Here is a 23,081-nt window from a genome sequence, read left to right as displayed (position 1 = left end):
AGCACCACGTTCCCCCACGGCCGCAAATACGGGTCTGCATTTAAGTCTGCCAGTCACCTGAAGGCCCCTATTCGCAAGTGATTTCCGTTCCGCGCCCTCAGCGTGAAGGCTTAAGGTCTATTGGCGGTATCATACCCGCCTCACTGCCTGCTACTAATGCGTACACATCCTTCGCCGTAAGCGTTTCTCTCCGGACTAACTCAACAGCAATTTTGTCGAGAAGCGCGTAGTTTTCGATCAATATGGAAATCGCGCGGGAATATTGCTTGTCGAGGATTTGGCTCACATTTTCACGGACCGCGTCTGGCAACCTTCCTATGCTCTCGACGGTGACCTCGCGGGCGTCAATGTGGAATGGAAGGCTATTTCCCATCCCGTACGAGGCCACCATTTGGGTTGCCAAGATAGTGGCTTTGTCGAGATCGCTTCCCTTCGAGCCAGAGAAGCCGCTCGAACGATACCCAAGCACGCAATCCTCGGCCGCGGCGCCGGCCAGCATCCGGCAGATCAAGGATTCAAAGTGATCGCTGGTATCGACTGAGCGCTCGTCTTCTGGCAGCTCGTATGTCACCGCGCCGCCGCGCTGACGGACTTGCGAGCCGAGCCATCTCACTCTCCGTCGTATTGCAACACTGATCTTGGCATTTGGCGACAGCACATTTGCGACAACAACATGACCCGCTTCATGAATTGCTATGCGTCGCAGACATTCGTCGGAGATTTCCTGAACCGGCGGTAGGGAATTGGCGACGTCGGCGATCTGGACTGGTCGGCTCTGCCTTCGTCCAATCCTTTTGGCGTCGCGGGCAATCATCTCCAGATCGGCACCATTCCATCCGTTCAGATCCTCCGCGATTTCCCTCAGCTTCGTAATATCGTCTGTCAGTTTAAGGTGAAATTGCAGTATGTCGAGACGCTCGTTCTGGTCGGGCAAGTCCACTGAGATATGCCGCTCCAGGCGCCCACTTCGCAGCAGGGCGGCATCAATGGCTTCCGGCATATTCGTTGCTCCGATGACAACGATCTGATGCCGTCCACCTGCGCCGTCGATGGATTCGAGAAGGTAGTTGACCACCTGACGTGAATAGCTGGCATGGTGGTCTGAGAACTTTGTTCGGTCGCCGATCGCATCAATCTCGTCAAGGAAGACAATAGCCGGTTGTTGCGCTTGAGCAGTCTCGAATGTCCGACGCATCGCTCCGAGTAGATCCCCTAAATGGCCGTACGATTGCCATTGTGAAACCGATGCAGTGATCAGCGGCAGGCCTGCTGATTTTGCAAGCGCCTGTGCGAGAAGTGTTTTGCCGGTCCCTGGTGGTCCATAGATCAGGATGCCCCGGTCCATATGTTTCCAATCCATCTCTCCGCGATGGAATCGACGAACATCCTCAACAAAGGCAAGCGCCCATTCTCGTGCGTTTCCGTAGCCAGGCAGGTCCTCAAGCCGTGGCATATCGTCTTCAATCGCAATCTTGGAGGCGTTCGTCAGTCTACGTACGACATCCAGCGATACCCGCGGCTTGCACGCCAGTGGCACCATTACCGAGAAATCCAATTTGGCGATTGCCGATGCGGTACATACGTCAATACGGTCACGTCCCAAGAGTTGGCGAACTGCGTTGATGTGGGCCGCTGTGGGCGGTTCCAGATCGACAATGTCGTCGGCCAGAATTGTCAACTCTTCCGGCACCTCGGATCTGTTGCGTGCAAGGACGAGAATGAGGTCGTGCCCGCCGTGCTGCTCAAGGATTGCAGTCGGAGATTTCCGCTTTTTCTTTGAAGGCGGATCGAGCACATGGACGTAGGCTTTCGATTGGCTTCGCAGATGTGGCCACGCCTCAACACGTCCCGTTAGCGCAAGCTCCGCCGCTTTACGGTGGCTATCGCCGATTTCCTCAGTGTCAACAATCACGACTACCGTAGACGGCAGGCCGTTTCTAAGTCGATGCTGCGATCGTAGCGCTCGGCGGAAGGCCGCGTGCAAGACAAAGACTCCAGGGGCCTTCCTGAAGTAGTCGCGAAGTCGACTCGAGGCGCTTCTAGGAGGGACTTCGACAAGATAGACGCTGTTATCGTCCATCTGGAAAGCTCCAGATCTCCAAGGCCTTCTCTGCCAAAAGTGATGGTTCGCCAAGGCGGTACCATTGCGTAAGAGAGCGAGCCACTTTGGCGTTTAGTGAAAGCAGTTCCAACGGCCCACTGAAACTCAGCCAATCTGCAGGAAGGCCGTCCCGCTTCCTCGGATTTCGGAAGCTACCGACGAGCATGGGGCACGTATATGTCTCTATGGTCCAGTCCTCGACCAGCGTCACCGCGTCTGGATCGAGTTGCGGCATGGATCGCTCTTTCAGAACAAGCCGGAGGTCCGCCGCCAACTCCTTGTGGATGCGCTGCCTTGAATTGATAGCCCGAAGCGAAGAATTGTCATCCGGCTCGTCAAACCTAAGAAGTTTCATTCTCGTGCCCCCTCGAAAGAAGGAAGCCCATCGGTAGATCCGTCAGGAGTTTTCCCCCGTTCAACCAGACGATACCAACGATTGAGGGTTCGAACAAAGTGCCCATCATCGTCGTGAAATTGCGCCCAGATTTCACCTGTAGAAATGACGTGGCCGTCCGGAAGAGAGGGATGTCCCATAACAACCCCCTCTAGGCAACTCGACCTTCTGAAAACCTGACGCCAGTTATCCAGGTAGGGCGACCCCATCAATGCAGAAGCGGAAACCTCACCGGCCTCCAAACTTTCGAGATCAGAAATCAGTGTCCTCAAACGGGCGGTTTGCGATCTGATGAGAAAATCCATGAGTCGTATCCTCAGACGGTTGATGGAAAGTGCACAATGAATTCTTGATGCGCACTCGTTTCCAATTAGGCCTTAAAGGCGCCAATGGCGTCTACTATGGACAAAGACACGCGGGCGTCAACAATTTTTGCTCGTGCATTTTGCTCCGCGCCGATTTCTGTGGTTATGAATCCTGATGCAGCATGTTCCGCGCCCTATTTTGAAGATCGCTCGAGAGTTCCTCGGCCTTAGTCAGGACGATGTCGAAGCCGTGGTCGGGGTTTCACGCAAAACGATTCAACGAATCGAGCGAGGCGACGACGTCATCGTTCATTACGTAGCTTCGCTACAGCGCTTCTATGAAGATCAGGGGATCGAATTCGTCGCGCCAGTCGATGGCAGAGGATGGGGACTGTTCAATGCAAACACCAAGGCCGATCCGGGAAAGCTCAATGCCCTAAACAACATTCCGCTTTCCAAACGCAAGAGAACTGAAAACTGATTTGCATCGACGTCGTACAATATTCCTGAAAACGTTTAGAGGCTGGATGGATCCTGGGCTGACTCGTGTCTTACGAGCCATTAATATTAAGTTTGAACGCGACTCGCTCACCAGGATCTGGCTCCTGTTGCGTTAGACGGTGCTGTACCGCGCTACGTGTCATGCCCAAATCTAAGGCGATAGCCATCGGAGTAGCCCCTGCATTTTTCATGGCGTGAACCCTTCTAGTTAAATCTCCACCATTGTATAGATCAATATTAATCAGTATTTTCCAATACTTACGGTGGTTCGCGTTTCTATCCCGCGCGGTGCACCACTCGCTCTAGAGAGCGTTGATTTTGCATCCCTTCTGGAAATATCCCCCACCTGCATTCAGGCGCGAAAAGTACTGTCTCGATTGACGTCAAGCTGTCTCGAACGTGAACGAACGCGCTGTTTCACTCGTCAAATCGAGCTAGCCTGAGCTTGCCCTTGCCAGCGTCCAGTCGGCATCTCTGCCTGTTTCCACTGCGTCGATACCGATCCCGGACCTTCATTCCGCTCTGGGTCGCCTATCCCGCCGCTTCTCAGGCAGCAGCAGCAAGCATCGCCTTCGCGGAAGCCGGGATGGCGAGGTGTTCGAAGCTTGGCTTGGCGAGCAGGTAGCCCTGGATGAGGGACACGCCCAGGTCCCGCAGGGCCGACATTTCGCCGACGGTTTCGACGCCTTCGCAGAGCGGCACGATGTTGAGTTCTTCGAGCATCCGCAACGTGTGCTTGACGATGGTGCGCCGGACCGGATCGGTGTCGATCCCTCTGATCATGTCCATATCCAGCTTGACGATATCGGGCTGGAAATGACTGAGGAGGCCGAGGCCGGAGTGGCCTGAACCGAAGTCGTCGATCGCAGTTTTGAAGCCCATATCCCGGTATGTCCGCAGGATGTGAAGGACGTGCTTGGTATCCAACTCCTCGTTCTCGGTGAACTCGAAGATGATGCGATCAAGCGGAAAACCCGTCTTCATGGCCGTGGCAAGCGTCAGGCGGATACACGCCCGCGGTTCGTAGACGGCGTTCGGCATGAAGTTGATCGACAGTTTCACGTCGTCAGCGGGGTCGTAGAGCTGCGCGGCAAGTTCGATCGCCTTGACCCGGCACTGCTGATCGAACGCATAGCGGTTGTCGGCCTGCACCTGCGATAGAACTGACCCGGCGCCTTCTCCGTTTAGACCGCGAACAAGCGCTTCGTGGGCGAAAATCTTGCCTGTTGCGATGTCGACGATCGGCTGGAATGCCATCGAGAACGGTAGTTCGAATGCTGCGCCGTCGCGGCAGCCTTGGCAACTCGTCGTCATTATGGAAAAATCTCCGTTTGCATCAGACTTAAGGCTCATCGATTAAACTTCCGTTTCCCGCATGCGTCGAAACCAAAGCGCTTTTCTTGCGTCACACACCCCTGCGGTGATATCCGGGCGGTGCCGTTTTGCGGCCTCCCGCACCCAACTCTGGATCCGGCAGCCTCTTCAATCGCGTGCGGCTCTTGAACGAAACTGTTTGAAGGTCGCAGACCGGGGGTATCCCCAAGACGCAGGAAGCGTATCGCAAGAATGACACCAGCCATTGTCGAGGGCCGCGCGTGCGGAACCTGCACCCTTTGCTGCCGGTTGCCGGACATTGATGATCTCAACAAGCCTGCGGACGAGTGGTGCAGGCACTGCGTTGCCGGACAAGGCTGTTCCATCTACCAGGATCGACCGATGCTTTGCCGCGACTTCGTGTGCCATTGGCTAACGCGCGAAGGACTGGGCGACGAGTGGGCTCCTCAAAGATCCCACCTGATGGTCTATGGGGAAGGACAGCAGATTACGGTCCTTGCCGATCCCGACTATCCCGATCTGTGGCGTCATCCGCCCTATATGCCGCAGTTCAAGGCATGGGCATCCAACGCTGAAGCACGCGGCGGCTATGTTATCGTCTTCTGGCGCGACGAGGTTCTAAAAATATAAGGCCGGAGCATCTGTGGATGCTCCGGCCAAAGGTTTGCGTAATGGTGCCGAGCGGATCAGCCGACCTGCGGCATGTCCCGCAGCAGCTTGTCGAGCGTGACAGGGTAATCCCGGATACGCACGCCGGTTGCGTTGTGCACGGCGTTGGAAAGCGCTGCCGCCACACCGCAAAGGCCGAGTTCGCCAACACCCTTTGCCTTCATCGGCGAGGTGGTCGGATCCGTCTCATCGAGGAAGATGACATCCTGATGCGGAATATCGGCATGGACAGGAACTTCGTAGCCGGCCAGATCATGGTTGACGAAGAAGCCGCGGCGCTTGTCGACGGCCAGTTCTTCCATGAAGGCGCCGCCTACGCCCATCGTCATCGCACCGATGACCTGGCTGCGGGCCGTGATCGGGTTGAGAATGCGCCCTGCTGCACAGACGCTCAGCATGCGTCGAACGCGGATTTCAGCCGTGTACATGTCGACGCCGACCTCGACGAAATGGGCACCGAAAGTCGACTGCTGCATCTCTTCTGCGAGATCGCCATACTCGATCGTATCTTCCGCAACGACACCATCCTTGCCAGCTGCCTCAGCAAGAGCAATGCTGCGGTTGCCGGAACGGATCTGGCCGTCCGCAAACGTGACATCTGCTGAGTTGAAGCCGACCTTTTGCGAGATCGCATCTCGCAGCGCCACGCATGCGGCGTAGACGCCGGCGGTGGAGCTGTTTCCGCCCCACTGTCCGCCCGATCCCGACGACGCCGGAAAGCGGGAATCGCCGAGCTCTACGGCAACCTTATCGATCGTTACGCCCATCATTTCGGCCGCGGTCTGGGCGATGATCGTGTAGCTACCCGTACCGATATCCGTCATGTCGGTTTCGACAGTCACGACGCCTTCGGAATCGAGCCGCACGCGGGCGCCAGACTTCATGTTCATGTTGTTGCGGAACGCTGCCGCAACACCCATGCCAACCATCCAGCGTCCATCCTTGACGCGACCCGTCTCGGCGTTGCGCTTGTCCCAGCCGAAGGTTTCAGCACCCCGGCGAAGACATTCGACCAGCTGACGGTGCGAGAACTTCCGTTCAGGCTTTTCCGGATCAACCTGCGTGTCGTTGATGATCCGCAATTCGACGGGGTCGAGTTTGAGCTGCTCGGCCAGTTCGTCCATGGCGATTTCAAGCGCCATGAGGCCAGGCGCTTCGCCCGGTGCGCGCATCGCATTGCCTTCGGGCAGATCGAGTGCAGCAAGCCGCATGGAGGTCATCCGGTTTTCGCCGGCGTAGAGAAGGCGAGTCTGCGCCACGGCTGTCTCCAGGCTGCCACCCGGCAGGTTGCCGTTCCAGCTTTCGTGGGCAATCGCGGTGATCTTGCCTTCCTGCGTCGTTCCGATGCGGATGCGCTGGATCGTAGCCGGGCGGTGCGTCGTGTTGTTCATCACAAACGGACGCGGAAGCGCGAGCTTGACGGGGCGTCCCGCCGCTTTCGCACCAAGCGCTGCAAGCACCGCATCCGACCGGAGGAAAAGCTTTGAGCCGAAACCACCGCCGACAAACGGCGACATGATATGGACCTTTTCCGGATCAATGCCGAGCGTGATCGCCATTTCGGACTTGTTCCAGGCAATCATCTGGTTCGAGGTCCAGACCGTAACTTCGTCCCCGTCCCACATGGCGAGAGACGAATGCGGCTCCATCATCGCATGTGACTGGTCGGGTGTCGTGTAGGTCTGGTCGAACTTGACCGCTGCCTCGGCGAACGCCTTGTCGAAGTTGCCGGCAGAGGTGTCTGCGTCTTCACCTTCGGAGCCCTCCGGCTTCTTGGCCGTGTCCTTCGCTGCTTCCAGATCGTAGGAACCGGGAGCGCGAACGTAATCCACCTTGATAAGGCTCGCTGCGGCGCGGGCCTGCTCAAAGGTTTCAGCGACGACGACGGCGATGGCCTGGTGATAATGCGAGATCTCGGGGCCACCGAGAAGCTTGGCCGCATTCATCTTGCCCTTAGAGAGCTTGCCAGCCGTTTCAGCCGTGACGACAGCCAGAACGCCCGGAGCGTTGCGGGCCGCCTGGATATCCATCGAGCTGATCCGACCCTTGGCTATACCGGCGCCAACGGGATAGCCGTAGGCAACATTGAGGTTGGCATGGTTCCATTCATAGGCATAGGTCGCCGTGCCGGTGACCTTCTTAGGGCCGTCGATACGCGTGATGTGCTGGCCAACCACCTTCATCTGATCGATGGGATTGGTCGTTGCGGGACGATCGAATAGCATGGCTTACCCCTTGGTTTCTTCGAGGATGCCGGCCAGAGTGCGCTCCGCCAGTGTCACCTTGAATGAATTTTCTTCTGTTGGCTTTGCGCCGGCAAAGACCTTGGCCATCATGGCCTTGGATCCCTGCGGCAGGTCGGCTTCCGCCTCTTCGACGCGCCATGGTTTGGGAGCCACACCGCCGACCGCAACGCGACCGGTGCCATCCGGCTGGATGATGGCGGCAACCGACACAAGAGCGAAAGCGTAGGACGCACGGTCTCTCACCTTGCGATAGACGTGCTTGCCGCCCACAGGTGCCGGCAGCGTAACAGCCGTGATGATCTCGCCGCGCTCAAGCGTGGTTTCGATCTCGGGCGTATCGCCGGGCAGTTTGTGGAAATCCGCCATCGGGATCGCGCGTGTTGCGCCATCGGGCTTGACCGTCTCGATAGTTGCATCGAGGGCACGCATGGCGATTGCCATGTCGCCCGGGTGGGTGGCGATGCAAGCATCGCTGACGCCGATCACGCCCAGCTGGCGGGTCACGCCGCCGATGGCGGAACAACCGCTACCGGGCTTGCGCTTGTTGCAAGGCTGGGCGGTGTCGTAGAAGTAGGGACAGCGCGTCCGCTGCAACAGGTTGCCGGCCGTCGTTGCCTTGTTGCGGAGCTGACCCGATGCGCCTGCGAGAAGTGCGCGCGAAAGCACGCCGTAGTCGCGGCGGATGCGCTCGTCCGAGGCGAGATCCGTATTGCGCACGAGCGCCCCGATCCGGACGCCGCCATCTTCGCTCTGCTCGATCTTGTCGAGGTCGAGACCGTTGACGTCGATGAGATGGGTCGGTGATTCGATCTCTAGCTTCATCAGGTCAAGGAGGTTGGTGCCTCCCGCGATGAACTTGGCGTTCTGGTTGTTGGCGGCCTTGGACGCAGCTTCAGCCGGTGATGCGGCGCGTTCATAAGTAAACTGTTTCATGCCTGCCTCCCCGAAACTTCCGTGATAGCCGCAACAATGTTCGGGTAGGCCCCGCATCGACAGATATTGCCGCTCATACGTTCGCGGATTTCCATCTCGGAAACCTGCGTGGGGGCTGTCAGGTCTTCCGTTACATGGCTCGGTATGCCGGCCTTGATTTCTTCAAGAACGGCGACGGAGGAACAGATTTGCCCAGGGGTGCAATAGCCGCACTGGAAGCCATCGTGCTTGACGAATGCCGTCTGCATCGGATGCATCTCGTCCGGTGTGCCAAGGCCTTCGATCGTGGTGATCTCGGAGCCCTCGTGCATGATGGCAAGCGACAGGCACGAATTGATGCGGCGACCATCGACCATGACAGTACAGGCGCCGCACTGGCCGTGATCGCAACCCTTCTTGGTGCCGGTCAGGTGCAGGTTCTCACGCAACGCGTCGAGCAGGGTCGTGCGGTTGTCGAGATCGAGATCCTGGCGTGTGCCGTTGACGACAAAACCCACCCGCGACGTCGCCGTCCCCGGCCGAGGAGGCGGTGTTGCCGCCTGCGCATTTGCAGCTCTGTTGCTATTTGCCACGGCCACAGAGCCGGCAGCGGTTGCGACGAGAAGATCCCGTCGTGACATTTCAAACGAATTCGGACTCGACATGGGGGCTCCATCTTGACGACTACAGTTGACCCAATAACCACCAACTGCCCGAGTCTGTTCCGTCCCAAAGACCATTTCACCGGCGCCTTTTGTCACAGGCCATCACCGCGCTCGACGATTTATCGGCGCCGGCAACGCATGGTTAATGTTTGTTTTATATCCAAGGACGTTCGTGTCCCAGATTTGTTCATATGGTTTCATTGGTGGCAATGCGTCTCACAGGCCCGCAATTTCGCGAAACTGACAAGCTGGAAGCCCAGGCTTCCGAACTGCCGGATACCGGCCACTCTCACCCCATAAATCCGCCTGAGCCCCCGAATGCGGGGCAACAGGTGGCTTGCGACATCGTGTCGACAGTCCAGATGCAGGCCCACGAGATCGAGGCGCTGCCGGACTGGCAGAAGGCCTTCATGTTGGGCCCGACCGTTCGTTTCACCCGCACGCCGGAGAAAACCATCTCCAGGCGTGGGGCACCCTCCGGCCCGGAAGCGGAGGGCGAAGCCGTCGCTTCCCACGCCGTCCCCGAGGCTGTCATTCCCTCTATGGCGGCGCCAGCCGTTCAGGAGATTTCCGAGATTACTTTCACCCAAAGACATGACGGCGACGCGCTGTCGACCTCTATCGCCAGCTTCCTGTCGCCTGAACCCGGCGCCCGCAATCTCGTCGGCACTCTCGATCAGGCGCTGAGGGAACGCCGGGCCACGTTTGCCAGGGAAACCGTTGAACCGGTGCTGGTCGCAGTTGCGCCGCCGCAGCCTGAAGCAGTGATTGATGCTCCCGTGATTAGCACTGAAAGACAGTCTCCGATCGCCAACCTGCCGGATCATCTGTTCTTCGAGGTGATGAGCCTTGGAGAGGCCACCGGCGAAGAGTTCGCGCTGACCCCGCCTCCCCCTCCAAAGGTCGAGCAGAGACCTGTGTTCGTTGCTCAGCGTCCGCTCCCGACCTATCCGAAACAGCCGGTCCGGCCCGAACCTGTGCGGGTTGCCCTGAGGGCGCCGGTCATTCGCCAGCCGATCGAGACCCTGACCAAACGTCTGGTTGAAGAAATTCCGGTGGGGCCGTCGCCGCTTGATCTCTATCGTTCGATCACGTTGCGCCAGGCCGGCCACGATGCTGCGCCAAATCCGGTGGTGCCTCCAGTGCAGGATGCGCCCGTCATCGCTGCTCCGGTCATTCCTGAGCCTGTCATTCCTGAGCCTGTTATCGTTGCGCCCGTCATCGCTGAGACCGTCGTCGAGGCCCCGGCGCCTGCGGTCGCTCCCGTTGTGCCAGTAAAGTCGACGCGGCAGGTTGTCATGGCGACCCGCGCGATCTCTCCGATCCGGCCGTTTAACACCGAACCGCTGCATGCGTCCGACGACTACGAGTTCCCGTCGATCGAATTGCTGCAGGCACCGGTGGACGACCAGATCAGCCCCGTCAGCCAGGAAAGCCTGGAACAGAGCGCCGGGCTTTTGGAAAGCGTGCTGGAGGATTTCGGCATCCGCGGCGAGATCATCGACGTTCGTCCCGGCCCTGTCGTGACGCTCTACGAATTCGCCCCGGCACCCGGCGTCAAATCCTCGCGCGTCATCGGTCTTTCGGACGATATCGCCCGCTCCATGTCAGCGCTTTCGGCCCGCGTGGCTGTCGTTCCCGGTCGCAACGTGATCGGTATCGAACTGCCAAATCCCGTGCGCGAAACCGTCTACCTGCGTGAGCTGATCGAAAGCGGCACCTATGCGGGTACCGGCTTCAGGCTTCCGCTTTGCCTTGGCAAAACGATCGGCGGAGAACCCGTCGTCGCCGAGCTTGCGAAGATGCCGCATCTGCTCGTCGCCGGCACGACCGGTTCAGGCAAGTCGGTCGCGGTCAACACGATGATCCTATCGCTGATCTACCGTCTGCGGCCGGACCAGTGCAGGCTGATCATGGTCGATCCGAAGATGCTCGAATTGTCGGCCTATGACGGTATCCCGCATCTGCTCACCCCTGTCGTGACCGACCCCAAGAAAGCGGTTCTGGCGCTGAAATGGGCCGTGCGCGAAATGGAAGACCGCTATCGCAAGATGTCGCGTCTCGGCGTTCGCAATATCGACGGCTTCAACGCTCGTGTGGCGGCCGCGTCCGCATCCGGCGAGGTCATCTCGATCAGCGTCCAGGTCGGTTTCGACCGTCAGACCGGCGAGCCGATCAACGAGCAGCAGGACATGGACCTGACGCCGTTGCCGTATATCGTCGTCATCGTCGACGAGATGGCCGACCTGATGATGGTGGCCGGCAAGGAGATCGAAGGTGCGATCCAGCGGCTTGCGCAGATGGCGCGTGCTGCCGGCATCCACCTGATCATGGCGACGCAGCGGCCTTCGGTCGACGTCATCACCGGTACGATCAAGGCGAACTTCCCGACCCGTATCTCCTTCCAGGTGACGTCCAAGATCGACAGCCGTACGATCCTTGGCGAACAGGGTGCTGAAAACCTGCTCGGTCAGGGCGACATGCTGCATATGGTGGGCGGCGGACGCATTGCTCGCGTTCACGGTCCCTTCGTATCGGACCAGGAAGTCGAGCGCATCGTTGCGCATCTGAAGACCCAAGGCCAGCCGCTCTATCTCGGCAGCGTCACCGAAGACGAAGAGGGTGAAGAGGTCGAGGAAGAAGACCAGGCGGTCTTCGACAGGTCCGCGATCAGCGAGGAAGACCGGGACGAGATGTACGAGCAGGCGATCAAGGTCGTCATGCGCGACAAGAAGTGCTCGACCTCCTACATCCAGCGCCGCCTGTCGATCGGCTACAACAGGGCCGCATCGCTTGTCGAACGCATGGAGAAGGATGGGCTGGTCGGACCGGCCAACCATGTGGGCAAACGAGAGATACTCGACCAGCGCGGTCAGCCGACCGTGGCCGAGGAGCCTGAACAGTAATAGCTCAAAGATATGGCCGGGATTTCCCGGCCATATTGTTTTCGAACGCTAGTGGTGTTTTGTTCTGAAGAACCGCAGAACGATCCAGGTGGCAAGACCGCTGGCGAGACCCGAAAGCAAGGTTCCCCAAATGATGTCGGCCACGGAAAGCAGCGTCGACCAGTTCTTCATGACCGCATGGTTGGTGAGATCGTAGGTCATGTACGACATGAACCCGATCGCCGCTCCCTGCCGCACCGCTGCTCCGACACCGCCTGCAATCAGGGCCGGACGCACTGCCATCAGCGTCAGTCCGCCGATGTAGAGAAGGTAGAAGATCACGGCAGGCGCGAGACGGAAACTCGGCAGAAGCATGTCGCCCATGACCGGCCGGTAAAGCAGGCTTGTCATCGTGCTGAGCCAGACGGAGTCTATCGCGCCGAACACGATGAACGTGGTGATGTAGGCAAGAGCCAGCGTCTTCAGCGAGATCTTCGCCATGGGTTCGTTCCCTCTTTCTGTGTCAGTCGATGCGGGACCAGTTGACGGCACGGCAAAGAATACCGCCAGCAACGCAGCCTTTCGTCGTCATCTTCTTTTCCGCGACAACGACTGTGATCTTGAACGTCATGTTGCGTTGTGGATCAAAGGCGGTACCGGAATAGGAGCCGTCAGCTGTCCGGTCGATCGTCATGACCAGCTTGTCGCCGGCCTTCTCGCTCCCCGATCCGGGCTTGATCCATGTGTTGGTGGCGCAGATCTGGGCGCCGCAAGGCGCAATCTCGACCTTGGCATTGCCGTCGCCACGAGCCCAGTTGCCGTCCAGATCAGCGGCAAGAAGCGGCCCTGCCGACAGTGACAAGAGTGCTGCGACAGCACCGATTCGCAAACCCAGATTACGCATGTTCAATCGTATAGAAGCCAACATTGATCGCTTCCTCCTCGAAGCCAGCCTCGCAATAGCAAAGGTAGTAGTCCCACAACCTACGGAAACGGCCGTCGAAACCGAGTTCCGCAATCTTCGGCCAAGCGGCGTGAAACCGCGTCCGCCACTCGGCCAGCGTCCGCGCATAGGACGCGCCAAAATGTTCGATGTCGCTGACGACAAGCCCGGATTTCTCAACGGCTGCCGTGAACGCGCTGTCCGAGGGAAGAAATCCTCCCGGAAACACGTATTTCTGGATGAAATCCGGATTGCGCCTGTAGGAATCGAAGCGGTCCTCGTTGATCGAGATCACCTGCAAAACCGCACGGCCACCGGGCTTCAAACAGCGACGGATGGTGTCGAAATAAGCTGGCCAATAGGCCTCTCCGACCGCTTCGAACATCTCGATCGAGACGATCCGGTCGAATTGCCCTGATGTATCGCGGTAGTCCTGCAGTCGGAGATCGATCTGCCCTTCCACGCCGGCCTGCCGGATGCGCTCGTTTGCAAAGGCCAGCTGCGAAGGAGAAAGAGTAAGGCCGGTGACCCGGGCATTGACGTTTTGTGCGAGGTCCAAGGCAAGAGCGCCCCAGCCGCAGCCGATCTCAAGCACGCTGTCGCCGTGGCTCATGGCGAGCTTTTCGCGGATACGCTCGAGTTTTTGACGCTGGGCATCTTCGAGAGACTGTCCCTGATGCTCGTAGAGCGCCGAGGAATAGAACATCGAAGGGTCTAGCCACTCAGCGTAGAACTCGTTGCCGAGATCGTAATGGGCCTCGATATTGCGTTTGCTGCCACGCTTGGTATTGGCGTTGAGAAGATGCGACAGGCGAACCGCGATCCGGCCGAGATAGCCCCCATGGGTCGCAAGCGTCAGCCCATGCCGGTTGCGCGCAGCAAACCGGATCACATTGGTAAGATCAGGTGTCGTCCATTCCTGCTTGAGATATCCTTCTGCAAAACCGATGTCGCCCGCATGCAGAACGCGGCTCAGCATCCGCCAGCGCTTGATGACGATAACGGCGTCCGGCCCTTTTTCCGGCCCGGCCATCTCGATGGTGCGACCGGAAGGCAGCACAACGCCAATGGAACCGTAGCGGATACCGCTCAGCAGCCGGTTCACAACCCGCGCGCCGAAGCCGGCAACGCCAGCTCCGGGTGTGCGATCGGTCGTCACGGAGGTGAATTCGTCAGATTGGCTCATGGATTTCCACTTTGCGTAGGGGAACAGCAGGAGTGACGGAGACGGGGTTTCCCGGTGGCCTTGGACGCTTGCGCAAACGCACGCCCTTGAGCCAGATTTTCAGTGCTTCCCAATGGATGCCGCCGACGACACGGAGCGTCAGGAAGGGAATGGCGAAGAAGGCCTTGAGAAGCGCCCGGTCTGTCAGATCACGGCGGTGCGCGAGATGACGCGCGGTCAGCATCAGCCCCTCGGCGTCGAATGTATCGATCTTGATCGACAGCCGTTCGGACGGCGGCGTCACGCGAAAGGTATAGCGCTGGTCCATGTCCATGAACGGCGAGACATAAAATGCTTTGTCGCAGTGCTGGACGATCTCGCCGCCGACACGATTATCGGCCGGGATGAGGTAGCCATGTCGTTCTCCGAATGTGTTGTCCACTTCCCACAGGATCGCCTTCACCTCGCCGTCGAGCCCGTAGCAGAAGAAGATGCTGAGCGGATTGAAGGCCCAGCCGAGTATTCTCGGCATGGTGAGAAGCTTGATCGACCCGCCATCAGGCTCGAGCCCTGCGGCGCGCATCCATTGCTCTATCTGGCCCCGAAGATCGGATCCCGAGCGGTCGCCGCGATCTCTTTGCCGAAACGAGAATAGATTGAACCGGTCGACGGAAAACAGTTTCAGGCCGCGATCAAGCGCGTCGAGCTCATCGAGATCGATCAGCAGCGAATAGATCCTGTAGGCCAGCCGATGCTCTTTCGGCCGCATGCGTGCATGCGTGACATGACCGGGATAAAGCGCCGACCGAAACGAAGCCGTCATGCCGTGACCTCGATCGGAACGGTAGCACCGAGCGGCCGGCGCACGATCCGGGCGCTTTCCTCGGCGACCTTCCAGGGACGCCGAACGCCGCCAAGATCTTCCGCGACCGCCAGGCCTGCCTGGAGGCCGTCTTCATGAAAGCCCGAGCCGAAGTGGGCGCCGCAGAACCATGTGTTGCGCACACCCTGAAGCGACCAGATTTCCCGTTGTGCCCGTTCGGTTGCCATGTCGAAGATCGGATGCTCGTAGATCTCGCGCCGAATGACGGCGTCCTCGCGGGGCTGACGCGGGGGATTGAGCGTCACGAAGGTCGGCGGCGCATCGCCAAGCGGCTGCAGCTTGTTCATCCAGTAGGTGATGGCAGGCTGGACCTGCGCCTCGCCGGTCTTTGCCGAATAATTCCAGCTGGACCATGCGCCCTTGCGCTTCGGCATGAAGCTCTGGTCGCTGTGCAGGATCGCCTCGTTGCGGGAATAGCGGAAGGCCCCCAGAATGCGTGCCTCGTGGTCATCAACGTCCGACAGGAGACGACGTGCCTGATCGGCATGCGTTGCGATCACCACCTCGTCAAATGCCTGCCATCCGTCCGGTCCGGTGGAAATTTCAACACCGCCACCGGTTCTCCTGATCGCCTGGACGGGCGTCGACAGGCGAATGCGATCGCGAAAGTCAGCTGTCAGGCGATCCACATATTCCCGGCTTCCGCCCGTCACCGTGCGCCAGATCGGCCGGTTCCAGAGTTCGAGCAGCCCGTGATTGCCGCAGAAGCGGACGAAGTTGACCGCGGGATACTCACCCACCTTACCCGCGGGCATCGACCAGATCGCAGCCGCCATCGGGTAGAGATGGTCGTCGCGGAACGCCCGTCCGTAGTGATGTCGGTCGAGGTAGTCATCGAGTGACAAACCGCCCATCGTCGACAGATCACGGGGAGCATTGCGGTAGAAGCGGACGAGATCGCGCATCATCGACCAGAAGCGTGGGCTGACGATGTTGGACTTCTGGGCGAACAGTCCGAACCCTGTGCCACCAGAATATTCGAAACCGCCATCGTCGAGCGAGACGGCGAAGGACATGCTGGAGGCCGTGGTTGGAACATCCAGATGACGGAACAACGCCGTCAGATTAGGATAGGTCACCTCGTTATAGACGATGAAGCCGGTGTCGACGGAAACGGTTCTTCCCGATGCGTCGAAATCCACGGTATGGCTGTGGCCGCCGATACGATCGGCTGCCTCGAATATGGTAACATCGTGGGCCTTGGCCAGAAGCCATGCAGCGGACATGCCGGATATTCCACTGCCGACAACTGCGATGCGTCGACGTCCCGAGGTCCTATGCGTCTCACGAAATGCCATACAATTCCCCCAGCTCCCAAAGCAATCGATCACCTGCCCTGTGGGCTCTGTAATCATTACGAGAGATTGAGATAGAGAGTTTCACGCAATATCACTTCTTTTTGCGACATTTTTTCCAAGCCCATGAAACTGATTGGCTATGTCAGCCGTAGAGGGACACAAAGAACGTGTCGGGCTTTCTACGTTCGAGGAGACCAATGGATTACATTCACCTCATTTTTCTGGCGATAGGCCTGTCGCTGGCCATGGCGGTCTCCTGGGCCGTACAACGCGCGACGGGTGCGAGCGGCTGGATAGACACGATCTGGTCGCTGGCGGTCGGCGTCGGCGGCGTGGCTGCAGCCTATCTGGCGGCCGGTCCCGTCGAGCGCCGCGTGACGGCAATCGTCATCGTTGCGGCCTGGTCGCTGAGGCTTGCCTTCCATATTGGCGCCCGCACGCGGCTCGGTGGCGAGGATCCCCGCTACGAAAAGCTTATCAAGGAATGGGGCGATCGCGCTTCCTTCCGCCTGTTCTATTTTCTCCAGATCCAGGCGGTCGCTGCCTTCATTCTTGTGCTTGCAGTCTACTGCGCCGCTTCGAACCCGGCAGAATACCCGCAGGTGGGCGATCTTCTCGCGCTTGCCGTGGCAGCGATTGCCGTTATCGGCGAGATGGTAGCCGACGTTCAGCTCTCGAGATTCCGCAAGACGCCGGAAGCCAAGCGGGAAATCTGCCAGAAGGGGCTGTGGGCCTATTCCCGCCACCCTAACTATTTCTTTGAGTGGCTGTTCTGGTGCAGCTGGCCGCTGATGGCGCTTCCGGCGCTGGGCTTTGCCGCGATCGCGCTTCTCGCACCGGTGATGATGTACTGGCTGCTGGTGCACGTCTCCGGCATTCCGCCGCTTGAGGAACACATGCTGAAATCCCGGGGTGACCAGTTCCGTGCTGTCCAGGCACGCGTCAACGCATTTTTCCCCGGTCCGCGTCGATCCAAACTCTCAACACAATAAGGGAACGCCACGATGAACATGCTGGCCTTTGCCATCAATACGGCTGAACGAGCACCCTTAAGCGATGGCGTGACGCTTGCCGGGATCGACTTTCTATGCGGTCGCACCAAGCGAAAGCTGGCCTCCACGCCGGCAACCGCCGAGGACGCGTTCGCAAGGTCGATGGCCGACTTTCCGATCGCCACCCATACGGATGATGCCAACCGCCAGCATTACGAACTGCCGCCAGAGTTCTTCAGCCTCGCTCTCGGTCCACAGCGGAAATACTCCTGCGCATTGTATCTGGCTGACGATACCACGCTTGCGGAAGCGGAATCCTACGCGCTGGCCGAGACCGTGCGTCACGCGGAACTGAGTGATGGAATGGACATTCTCGAGCTCGGCTGCGGCTGGGGTTCGTTGTCGCTCTACATGGCCCAGCATTTTCCCAATGCCCGAATCACCTCCGTCTCCAACTCGGCCCCGCAGCGTCAACACATCCTCAGCGAAATCGAGCGGCTGAAGCTCGACAACCTCACCGTCATCACCGCCGACATGAACGACTTTTCGACGGATGAGACCTACGACCGGGTCGTTTCGGTGGAAATGTTCGAACACATGTCGAACTGGCGAGGCCTTATGGAGCGCACAAGAGGCTGGCTGAAGCCCGACGGAAAGCTGTTCCTGCACGTGTTCGCCCACAAGGATCGGTCCTACCGGTTCGAGCACGACAACCCAGCGGACTGGATTGCCCACCATTTCTTCACCGGCGGCATCATGCCCGCGCACGACCTGCCGCGGCGTTTCGATGATATTTTCACCGTCGAACAAGACTGGCGCTGGTCGGGTCTCAACTATCGCCGCACCGCGATGCACTGGCTTGAAAATTTCGATCGCGAGATCGGGCAAATCCAGCCGATCCTGAAGGATGTCTACGGCAAGGACGCCTGCCTCTGGCAGCGCCGCTGGCGTCTGTTCTTTCTTGCCACTGCCGGATTGTTCGGCCATGACAAGGGAGAGGTCTGGGGCGTCGGGCATTACCTGATGACACCCAAGCGGTAACATCTGCCGGGGGGTCGCGTTGCGCACATCAAAGGTCATCCACATCGTCAGCTGCCATGCGGAGGGCGAAGTCGGGGACGTCATCGTCGGCGGTGTACTCCCGCCGCCGGGCGATACACTCTGGGACCAGTCCCGCTTCATCGCCCGTGACGAAACGCTGCGCAACTTCGTGCTGAACGAGCCCCGTGGCGGTGTCTTCCGGCATGTCAATCTGCTGGTGCCGCCGAAGGATCCGCGCGCCCAGATGGGCTGGATCATCATGGAGCCCGCCGACACGCCACCGATGTCCGGCTCCAACTCCATCTGTGTTGCGACCGTACTGCTCGACACCGGCATCATTCCCATGACCGAGCCGGTGACACGCATGACGCTCGAAGCGCCAGGCGGCCTGGTCGAGGTCACCGCGGAATGCCGCGACGGCAAGGCCGAACGGATTACGGTGCGCAACGTGCCATCCTTTGCAGACAAGCTCGCAGTGTCGCTGGAAGTGGGCGGCTTCGGAACACTGACGGTTGACACAGCCTATGGCGGAGACAGTTTCGTCATCGTCGATGCGGCTTCACTGGGGTTCGAGGTGAAACCCGACGAGGCACGCGAAATTGCAGAAGCGGGCGTGAAGATTACCGCGGCTGCCAACGAGCAGATCGGCTTTACCCATCCGGACAATGCCGGCTGGGACCACATTTCCTTCTGCCAGATCGCCGCTCCCCTTACCCGGGAAAACGACGTGCTGAGCGGCGCAAACGCCGTCGTCATCCAGCCGGGCAAGATCGACAGGTCTCCCACCGGCACGGGCTGCTCGGCGCGCATGGCGGTTCTCCTTGCGCGTGGCGAGATGGCAATCGGCGACACCTATATCGGACGCTCGATCATCGGTTCGGAATTCCACTGCCGTATTGACTCGACGACGCTTCTCGGCGATCGCGAGGCAATCTATCCGCTGATCTCCGGCCGCGCCTGGATTACCGGAACGCATCAATCGATGCTGGATCCGTCGGACCCTTGGCCGGGCGGTTACCGTCTTTCGGATACCTGGCCGAAGCTCGGAAGGTGAAGCGGCGTCAAAATACGACCGGATGGGTTTTGCCGGTCTGGACGTTGACGAGCCCCTCCGGCGCGTAATCGCTCGGGGCGACCAGAACCCAGCGCCAGGGCGCGCAGGTGAGCGTCGCAAAGGCGAGACGCTCCGGGAAACCTGCGGACCAGCGCGGATGAAAACTCGGCTCGAACATCCACTCGACCTTTTCGCCCTCGGCATAGAGCACTTGCATCTCCTCATGCAGAGCGTCCGCCGACCGGCAGCTCATCAGCCCCGCCACCTCGTAGCGAACCCGCGCGACGACCTTTCCATCGCGAACCAATGCCCAGCCACCATCATTGGCAGCGACGGCGTTGACAGCTGCGGCCATCGCTTCGTCCGATGAGCCGACGCACCAGATATTGTGCTTGTCATGCGCCATGGAGCAGGCAAGCGCCGTATCCGGCGTCCGCGGCCCGCAGCCAAGCCAGAACATTTTCGACACCGCTCCCTTGCCCGAGAACCGGTCGATGATCGAGAACTTGGTGATGTTGCGATCGGCATCGCGCTGGACGAACCCATCTTCGACGGGAAGGTCGAAGGTCAGGAAATCATCGGTCCAGTGGAACGGCCGCAACACCGCAGCCGTCATTGTCTCGCGTCCGGGGTGAGCGGCGATTGCGAAATCCGCAGCTTTCAGCACGCGGCCGATATTGATTGTCTTCGTCGCCCAGTCCGGCCAGTCGATTTTGGGCACCTCGGGCAGATAGCGCTTGCCATCGGAAACCTGGATGCCATCGGCCCAGACCTTGGCGATCTGGAACTTTTCGACGTCGGACAGAAGCACGATATCGGCATAACGTCCCGGCGCGATCGTGCCCACCCAGGGCGTCAGGCGCATGTGACGGGCCGGATTGATGGTCACGCACTGTATGGCGATCTCGGGCGCAAGGCCTGCCTCGATGGCGAGGCGAACGTTGTAATCGGTGGCGCCGAGTTTCAGAGTATCGGAGGCGCTGCGATCGTCGGTCGTCAGCGCGATCTGCGACCAGTCGGCGAGGCCCTTCTCGAGGAGACCGGCGATAACCTCCGGCAAACTGTGCGGGCGCAGTTCCATGAACAGGCCGCGGGTCAGCTTGTCCCAGAACTCCTCGACCGTCCAGGCTTCGTGATCCGATGCCAGACCGGCCGCGGCGAAAGCGTTGATCGTTGGGATGTCGCGAATGCCCGCCGCGTGACCTTCAACGACTCCGCGCTTCTCGAACGTTGCTCGGATCATGCCCCAAAGGCGGTCGTAGGAAGGGCTGGTTCTGTCCCACACGCCCGGCCAGTCCATCACCTCGTCGAGGCCCGCAACCATCAGGCTTTCGGACATGAACTGCTTTTGCTCGTCATAACCGAGATACCCGCCGCCATGCTCATAACCGGTGGGCGGCACGGCCGATCCGGGCAGCGGGAAGATCTTGAGCGGCGAGCCGGCGGCGCGGGCCTTCAGCCAGAATTCGAGCGTCTTTGCGCCGTTGACGTTCGAAAACTCATGGCTTGCCTCACAGGTCCAGGTATTGCCGCGGGGAAGAACGAGTGCTGCTTCCCATTCCGGTGTCAAATGCGAGCTTTCGATATGCTTGTGCACCTCTCCAAGCCCTGGAATGGCAGCCAGATCGGGTTCATGCACCCGGTGAGCGACGGTGCCCGGATAGGATCCCGCATCGCCGACATAGGCAATGCGGCGGCCCTTGATGATGATTTCCTGATTCGTGCGCCATGTCCGCGTGCTGACATCGAGCAGCCGGCCTACCCGGAGCGCCGTATCGGCTGGCAACTTGCCAAGTGCGACGAGCGTCAATTCCTGGCGAACCGCGATCTCGACATCAGAATCGAGGCCAATATCGTTGATGGCGGGAGTATCCAAGGCGCGTTCTCCTCAAGATGAAATCGTTGCGGATCAACCGGCCGCGCGCTGCAAGCGTCCGAAGAAGATCGCAGCACCGAGAGACATGATTGCGAGCGCAAACCAGGTCAGTGCGTAACTCAGATGACTGTTGGGAAATTGGATGACGGTCAGGCCGCCGACCGGATAGCCACCCGGGTTCGACGTTGCGTCCGCATCGATGAAATAGGGCATGACGCCCTGAAGACCACGCGACGCGCTGATCGCTGCGACATCGCGCGAATACCAACGCTCGTTGCCCGGATCGTTCTCCCGCAGGAAGCCGCCGCCGGGTTCGGAGAGGCGGACAAGACCTGTCACGGCGGCTTCGCCGACGGTCTGGCTTTCAACCCGGGTTGAGGGATCCCTGCGGTCAGGGGGCACGAAGCCGCGATTGATCAGGATCGTCCTGCCGTCTTCAAGCTTCAGAGGCGTCACGACCCAGTATCCGGGCCCGAGCTTCGTCACGGCCTGAACCAGCGCTTCCTTCGTGTGATCGAAGGACCCGGAGATGGCGACGTGGAAATATTCGATATCGTCAGGTGACTGGCCGGCTGCCGGAGGTGCCACCGGCGTCGCATGCACACGGGCATCGACCCTTGCGATGAGATCAAGCTTCCAGAACAGGCGCTGCACCTGCCAGGACCCGAGCGCCACGAAAATCAGCGCCGCAAAGACCAGAAACGCCCGCATGATATGGGATCGAGAACGGGAAAGTGGCGCGGAATGACCCGCGCCACTTTGATTGGTGTCTGTCTCAACCGGTCTCATGACCGCCTCAAGGCATGTTCTTCATCATCTCCGGCGACATGACCATCATGTTTGCATTGAGATGGTGCATGACCCAGAGCGAGCCGGAGAGAGCGATGACCACGATGACGATCGTGAAGATCAGTGCCATCGCCGTCCAGCCGCCTTCGGACTTGGTGTTCATGTGCAGGAAGTAGATCATGTGCACGACGATCTGGATGACGCCGAAGATCATCACCAGAGCGCCGGTGACAGCCTTGTTGTCGAAGACATCTCCCATCACAAGCCAGAACGGTATCGCCGTCAGGATCACCGACAGGATGAAGCCGGTCGTATAGCTTTTCAGCGAACCGTGGCTCGCCTCGTGCCCGTGGCTATGGGCGTGATGCGCGGCGTGCGCATCTTCGTGCGCGGGTGCTTTGTCGGTCATCCGAGGACTCCCATGAGGTAAACGACGGAGAAGACGCCGATCCAGATGACGTCGAGGAAGTGCCAGAACATCGACAGGCACATCAGGCGACGGCGGTTTTCCGGGATCAGGCCATGCTTGGAAACCTGCACCATCAGCGTGACCAACCAGATGATACCGAAGGTAACGTGCAGACCGTGGGTTCCGACCAGCGTGAAGAACGCCGACAGGAACGCAGAGCGCTGCGGGCCGGCACCTTCGTGCAGGAGATGGCTGAATTCGTAGAGCTCGATGCCCAGGAAGGCGAGACCGAACACGCCGGTCACGCCCAGCCAGAACAGTGTCTCCGCCTTGGCGCCACGCTCCATCTGAAGCATCGCGAACCCGTAGGTGATCGACGAGAACAGCAGCATCGCGGTGTTGAGCGCGACGAGCGGCAGGTCGAACAGATCCGCCGGCGATGGGCCGGCCGCATAATTGCGGCCGACGACAGCGTAGGTGGCGAACAGGATCGCGAAGATCAGGCAGTCGCTCATCAGGTAGAGCCAGAACCCAAGATTGGTGCTGTTCTCCGGATGATGATCTTCTTCCAGGTAGAATTGCGGGTTTTCCGCCGTCTCTGTTTTAGAAGCACTCATG

22 protein-coding genes are annotated in these 23,081 nt (G+C 59.6%); 6 read left to right on the top strand and 16 right to left on the bottom strand.

Features of this window, described 5'->3' with window-relative positions; translation table 11 throughout:
* Positions 1 to 97: 97 nt before the first annotated feature.
* The 3 genes from ACQY1L_RS23420 to ACQY1L_RS23410 are packed head-to-tail and all read right to left on the bottom strand — an operon-like array spanning position 98 to position 2,800.
* Entirely contained in the window at positions 98 to 2,080 is a 1,983-nt protein-coding gene (locus tag ACQY1L_RS23420; RefSeq protein ID WP_430244901.1) for an AAA family ATPase, read from the bottom strand.
* Positions 2,070 to 2,456, bottom strand: a complete 387-nt coding sequence (locus tag ACQY1L_RS23415) for a hypothetical protein (protein WP_430244899.1) — start codon at positions 2,454 to 2,456, stop codon at positions 2,070 to 2,072. The genes ACQY1L_RS23420 and ACQY1L_RS23415 overlap by 11 nt, the downstream gene beginning before the upstream one ends.
* A complete protein-coding gene (locus ACQY1L_RS23410; protein ID WP_430244897.1) occupies positions 2,453 to 2,800 on the bottom strand; it encodes a hypothetical protein in 348 nt (115 codons plus the stop codon). Before ACQY1L_RS23410 ends, ACQY1L_RS23415 begins: the two co-directional genes overlap by 4 nt.
* A 175-nt stretch (positions 2,801 to 2,975) precedes the next feature.
* Between ACQY1L_RS23410 and ACQY1L_RS23405 the strand changes: the two genes are divergently transcribed.
* Positions 2,976 to 3,281, top strand: coding sequence for a helix-turn-helix transcriptional regulator (locus ACQY1L_RS23405; RefSeq protein ID WP_430244895.1), 306 nt, complete (start codon positions 2,976 to 2,978; stop codon positions 3,279 to 3,281).
* 566 nt (positions 3,282 to 3,847) lie between these two features.
* On the opposite strand, the gene ACQY1L_RS23400 is transcribed toward ACQY1L_RS23405, so the two are convergent.
* Positions 3,848 to 4,615, bottom strand: coding sequence for an EAL domain-containing protein (locus tag ACQY1L_RS23400; RefSeq protein ID WP_113110206.1), 768 nt, complete (start codon positions 4,613 to 4,615; stop codon positions 3,848 to 3,850).
* Positions 4,616 to 5,017: 402 nt separating this feature from the next.
* On the opposite strand from ACQY1L_RS23400, the gene ACQY1L_RS23395 reads away from it, so the two are divergent.
* Positions 5,018 to 5,266 (top strand): hypothetical protein, encoded by a 249-nt coding sequence (locus ACQY1L_RS23395; protein ID WP_430244893.1) that lies wholly within the window; start codon positions 5,018 to 5,020, stop codon positions 5,264 to 5,266.
* Between the two features lie 56 nt (positions 5,267 to 5,322).
* Here ACQY1L_RS23395 and paoC read toward each other — a convergent pair whose 3' ends face one another.
* From paoC to paoA, 3 genes are read right to left on the bottom strand one after another with little or no spacing between them, the layout of a single operon-like run.
* Entirely contained in the window at positions 5,323 to 7,530 is a 2,208-nt protein-coding gene (gene paoC / locus ACQY1L_RS23390; protein ID WP_430244891.1) for an aldehyde oxidoreductase molybdenum-binding subunit PaoC, read from the bottom strand.
* Between the two features lie 3 nt (positions 7,531 to 7,533).
* Complete coding sequence (locus ACQY1L_RS23385) at positions 7,534 to 8,484, bottom strand: FAD binding domain-containing protein (RefSeq protein ID WP_430244890.1); 951 nt, start codon at positions 8,482 to 8,484, stop codon at positions 7,534 to 7,536.
* Positions 8,481 to 9,128, bottom strand: a complete 648-nt coding sequence (gene paoA, locus ACQY1L_RS23380) for an aldehyde dehydrogenase iron-sulfur subunit PaoA (protein WP_062454375.1) — start codon at positions 9,126 to 9,128, stop codon at positions 8,481 to 8,483. Before paoA ends, ACQY1L_RS23385 begins: the two co-directional genes overlap by 4 nt.
* A gap of 362 nt (positions 9,129 to 9,490) precedes the next feature.
* Between paoA and ACQY1L_RS23375 the strand changes: the two genes are divergently transcribed.
* A complete protein-coding gene (locus tag ACQY1L_RS23375; protein ID WP_430246035.1) occupies positions 9,491 to 12,034 on the top strand; it encodes a DNA translocase FtsK in 2,544 nt (847 codons plus the stop codon).
* 48 nt (positions 12,035 to 12,082) lie between these two features.
* Here the strand turns inward: ACQY1L_RS23375 and ACQY1L_RS23370 are convergent, their stop codons facing one another.
* The 5 genes from ACQY1L_RS23370 to ACQY1L_RS23350 are packed head-to-tail and all read right to left on the bottom strand — an operon-like array spanning position 12,083 to position 16,302.
* The gene (locus ACQY1L_RS23370; RefSeq protein WP_062454982.1) at positions 12,083 to 12,499 is read right to left on the bottom strand and encodes a DUF2177 family protein; all 417 of its coding nucleotides are present in this window, start codon (positions 12,497 to 12,499) and stop codon (positions 12,083 to 12,085) included.
* 37 nt (positions 12,500 to 12,536) lie between these two features.
* Positions 12,537 to 12,917 (bottom strand): DUF2147 domain-containing protein, encoded by a 381-nt coding sequence (locus ACQY1L_RS23365; RefSeq protein ID WP_192078754.1) that lies wholly within the window; start codon positions 12,915 to 12,917, stop codon positions 12,537 to 12,539.
* Positions 12,910 to 14,142: a class I SAM-dependent methyltransferase gene (locus tag ACQY1L_RS23360; protein WP_430244888.1), complete on the bottom strand. Its 1,233-nt coding sequence runs from the start codon at positions 14,140 to 14,142 to the stop codon at positions 12,910 to 12,912. The genes ACQY1L_RS23365 and ACQY1L_RS23360 overlap by 8 nt, the downstream gene beginning before the upstream one ends.
* Positions 14,129 to 14,944, bottom strand: coding sequence for a DUF1365 domain-containing protein (locus ACQY1L_RS23355; RefSeq protein ID WP_430244885.1), 816 nt, complete (start codon positions 14,942 to 14,944; stop codon positions 14,129 to 14,131). Before ACQY1L_RS23355 ends, ACQY1L_RS23360 begins: the two co-directional genes overlap by 14 nt.
* Positions 14,941 to 16,302: an NAD(P)/FAD-dependent oxidoreductase gene (locus ACQY1L_RS23350; RefSeq protein ID WP_430244883.1), complete on the bottom strand. Its 1,362-nt coding sequence runs from the start codon at positions 16,300 to 16,302 to the stop codon at positions 14,941 to 14,943. Before ACQY1L_RS23350 ends, ACQY1L_RS23355 begins: the two co-directional genes overlap by 4 nt.
* A gap of 197 nt (positions 16,303 to 16,499) precedes the next feature.
* On the opposite strand from ACQY1L_RS23350, the gene ACQY1L_RS23345 reads away from it, so the two are divergent.
* Genes ACQY1L_RS23345 through ACQY1L_RS23335 form a run of 3 tightly spaced genes read left to right on the top strand, consistent with a single transcriptional unit; the run spans position 16,500 to position 19,389 of the window.
* A complete protein-coding gene (locus tag ACQY1L_RS23345; protein WP_430244881.1) occupies positions 16,500 to 17,294 on the top strand; it encodes a DUF1295 domain-containing protein in 795 nt (264 codons plus the stop codon).
* Between the two features lie 12 nt (positions 17,295 to 17,306).
* Positions 17,307 to 18,335 (top strand): SAM-dependent methyltransferase, encoded by a 1,029-nt coding sequence (locus ACQY1L_RS23340; RefSeq protein WP_430244879.1) that lies wholly within the window; start codon positions 17,307 to 17,309, stop codon positions 18,333 to 18,335.
* Positions 18,336 to 18,354: 19 nt separating this feature from the next.
* Positions 18,355 to 19,389 (top strand): trans-3-hydroxy-L-proline dehydratase, encoded by a 1,035-nt coding sequence (locus ACQY1L_RS23335; RefSeq protein WP_430244877.1) that lies wholly within the window; start codon positions 18,355 to 18,357, stop codon positions 19,387 to 19,389.
* Positions 19,390 to 19,396: 7 nt separating this feature from the next.
* Here ACQY1L_RS23335 and ACQY1L_RS23330 read toward each other — a convergent pair whose 3' ends face one another.
* From ACQY1L_RS23330 to cyoC, 4 genes are all read right to left on the bottom strand, one after another.
* Positions 19,397 to 21,265: an adenine deaminase gene (locus ACQY1L_RS23330; RefSeq protein WP_430244875.1), complete on the bottom strand. Its 1,869-nt coding sequence runs from the start codon at positions 21,263 to 21,265 to the stop codon at positions 19,397 to 19,399.
* A 33-nt stretch (positions 21,266 to 21,298) separates the two neighbouring features.
* Positions 21,299 to 21,976, bottom strand: a complete 678-nt coding sequence (locus tag ACQY1L_RS23325) for an SURF1 family protein (RefSeq protein WP_430244873.1) — start codon at positions 21,974 to 21,976, stop codon at positions 21,299 to 21,301.
* Positions 21,977 to 22,061: 85 nt separating this feature from the next.
* Entirely contained in the window at positions 22,062 to 22,463 is a 402-nt protein-coding gene (cyoD, locus tag ACQY1L_RS23320; RefSeq protein WP_062454400.1) for a cytochrome o ubiquinol oxidase subunit IV, read from the bottom strand.
* Positions 22,460 to 23,080, bottom strand: coding sequence for a cytochrome o ubiquinol oxidase subunit III (gene cyoC / locus ACQY1L_RS23315; RefSeq protein ID WP_062454402.1), 621 nt, complete (start codon positions 23,078 to 23,080; stop codon positions 22,460 to 22,462). Before cyoC ends, cyoD begins: the two co-directional genes overlap by 4 nt.
* Position 23,081: the final 1 nt, after the last annotated feature.

Source organism: Neorhizobium sp. DAR64862/K0K3, from assembly GCF_050500185.1.
In the GTDB taxonomy this organism is placed as follows: domain Bacteria; phylum Pseudomonadota; class Alphaproteobacteria; order Rhizobiales; family Rhizobiaceae; genus Neorhizobium; species Neorhizobium soli.
The sequence above is the reverse complement of the archived record's forward strand: the minus strand, read 5'-3'. Positions and strand labels throughout refer to the sequence as shown.

Excerpts from the sequence above, each read along its gene's own strand:
- ACQY1L_RS23420 (WP_430244901.1), bottom strand. The coding sequence starts at position 2,080 with ATGGACGATAACAGCGTCTATCTTGTCGAAGTCCCTCCTAGAAGCGCC.
- ACQY1L_RS23415 (WP_430244899.1), bottom strand. The coding sequence starts at position 2,456 with ATGAAACTTCTTAGGTTTGACGAGCCGGATGACAATTCTTCGCTTCGG.
- ACQY1L_RS23410 (WP_430244897.1), bottom strand. The coding sequence starts at position 2,800 with ATGGATTTTCTCATCAGATCGCAAACCGCCCGTTTGAGGACACTGATT.
- ACQY1L_RS23405 (WP_430244895.1), top strand. The coding sequence starts at position 2,976 with ATGCAGCATGTTCCGCGCCCTATTTTGAAGATCGCTCGAGAGTTCCTC.
- ACQY1L_RS23400 (WP_113110206.1), bottom strand. The coding sequence starts at position 4,615 with ATGACGACGAGTTGCCAAGGCTGCCGCGACGGCGCAGCATTCGAACTA.
- ACQY1L_RS23395 (WP_430244893.1), top strand. The coding sequence starts at position 5,018 with ATGCTTTGCCGCGACTTCGTGTGCCATTGGCTAACGCGCGAAGGACTG.
- paoC (WP_430244891.1), bottom strand. The coding sequence starts at position 7,530 with ATGCTATTCGATCGTCCCGCAACGACCAATCCCATCGATCAGATGAAG.
- ACQY1L_RS23385 (WP_430244890.1), bottom strand. The coding sequence starts at position 8,484 with ATGAAACAGTTTACTTATGAACGCGCCGCATCACCGGCTGAAGCTGCG.
- paoA (WP_062454375.1), bottom strand. The coding sequence starts at position 9,128 with ATGTCGAGTCCGAATTCGTTTGAAATGTCACGACGGGATCTTCTCGTC.
- ACQY1L_RS23375 (WP_430246035.1), top strand. The coding sequence starts at position 9,491 with ATGCAGGCCCACGAGATCGAGGCGCTGCCGGACTGGCAGAAGGCCTTC.
- ACQY1L_RS23365 (WP_192078754.1), bottom strand. The coding sequence starts at position 12,917 with ATGCGTAATCTGGGTTTGCGAATCGGTGCTGTCGCAGCACTCTTGTCA.
- ACQY1L_RS23360 (WP_430244888.1), bottom strand. The coding sequence starts at position 14,142 with ATGAGCCAATCTGACGAATTCACCTCCGTGACGACCGATCGCACACCC.
- ACQY1L_RS23355 (WP_430244885.1), bottom strand. The coding sequence starts at position 14,944 with ATGACGGCTTCGTTTCGGTCGGCGCTTTATCCCGGTCATGTCACGCAT.
- ACQY1L_RS23350 (WP_430244883.1), bottom strand. The coding sequence starts at position 16,302 with ATGGCATTTCGTGAGACGCATAGGACCTCGGGACGTCGACGCATCGCA.
- ACQY1L_RS23345 (WP_430244881.1), top strand. The coding sequence starts at position 16,500 with ATGGATTACATTCACCTCATTTTTCTGGCGATAGGCCTGTCGCTGGCC.
- ACQY1L_RS23340 (WP_430244879.1), top strand. The coding sequence starts at position 17,307 with ATGAACATGCTGGCCTTTGCCATCAATACGGCTGAACGAGCACCCTTA.
- ACQY1L_RS23325 (WP_430244873.1), bottom strand. The coding sequence starts at position 21,976 with ATGCGGGCGTTTCTGGTCTTTGCGGCGCTGATTTTCGTGGCGCTCGGG.
- cyoD (WP_062454400.1), bottom strand. The coding sequence starts at position 22,463 with ATGACCGACAAAGCACCCGCGCACGAAGATGCGCACGCCGCGCATCAC.
- cyoC (WP_062454402.1), bottom strand. The coding sequence starts at position 23,080 with ATGAGTGCTTCTAAAACAGAGACGGCGGAAAACCCGCAATTCTACCTG.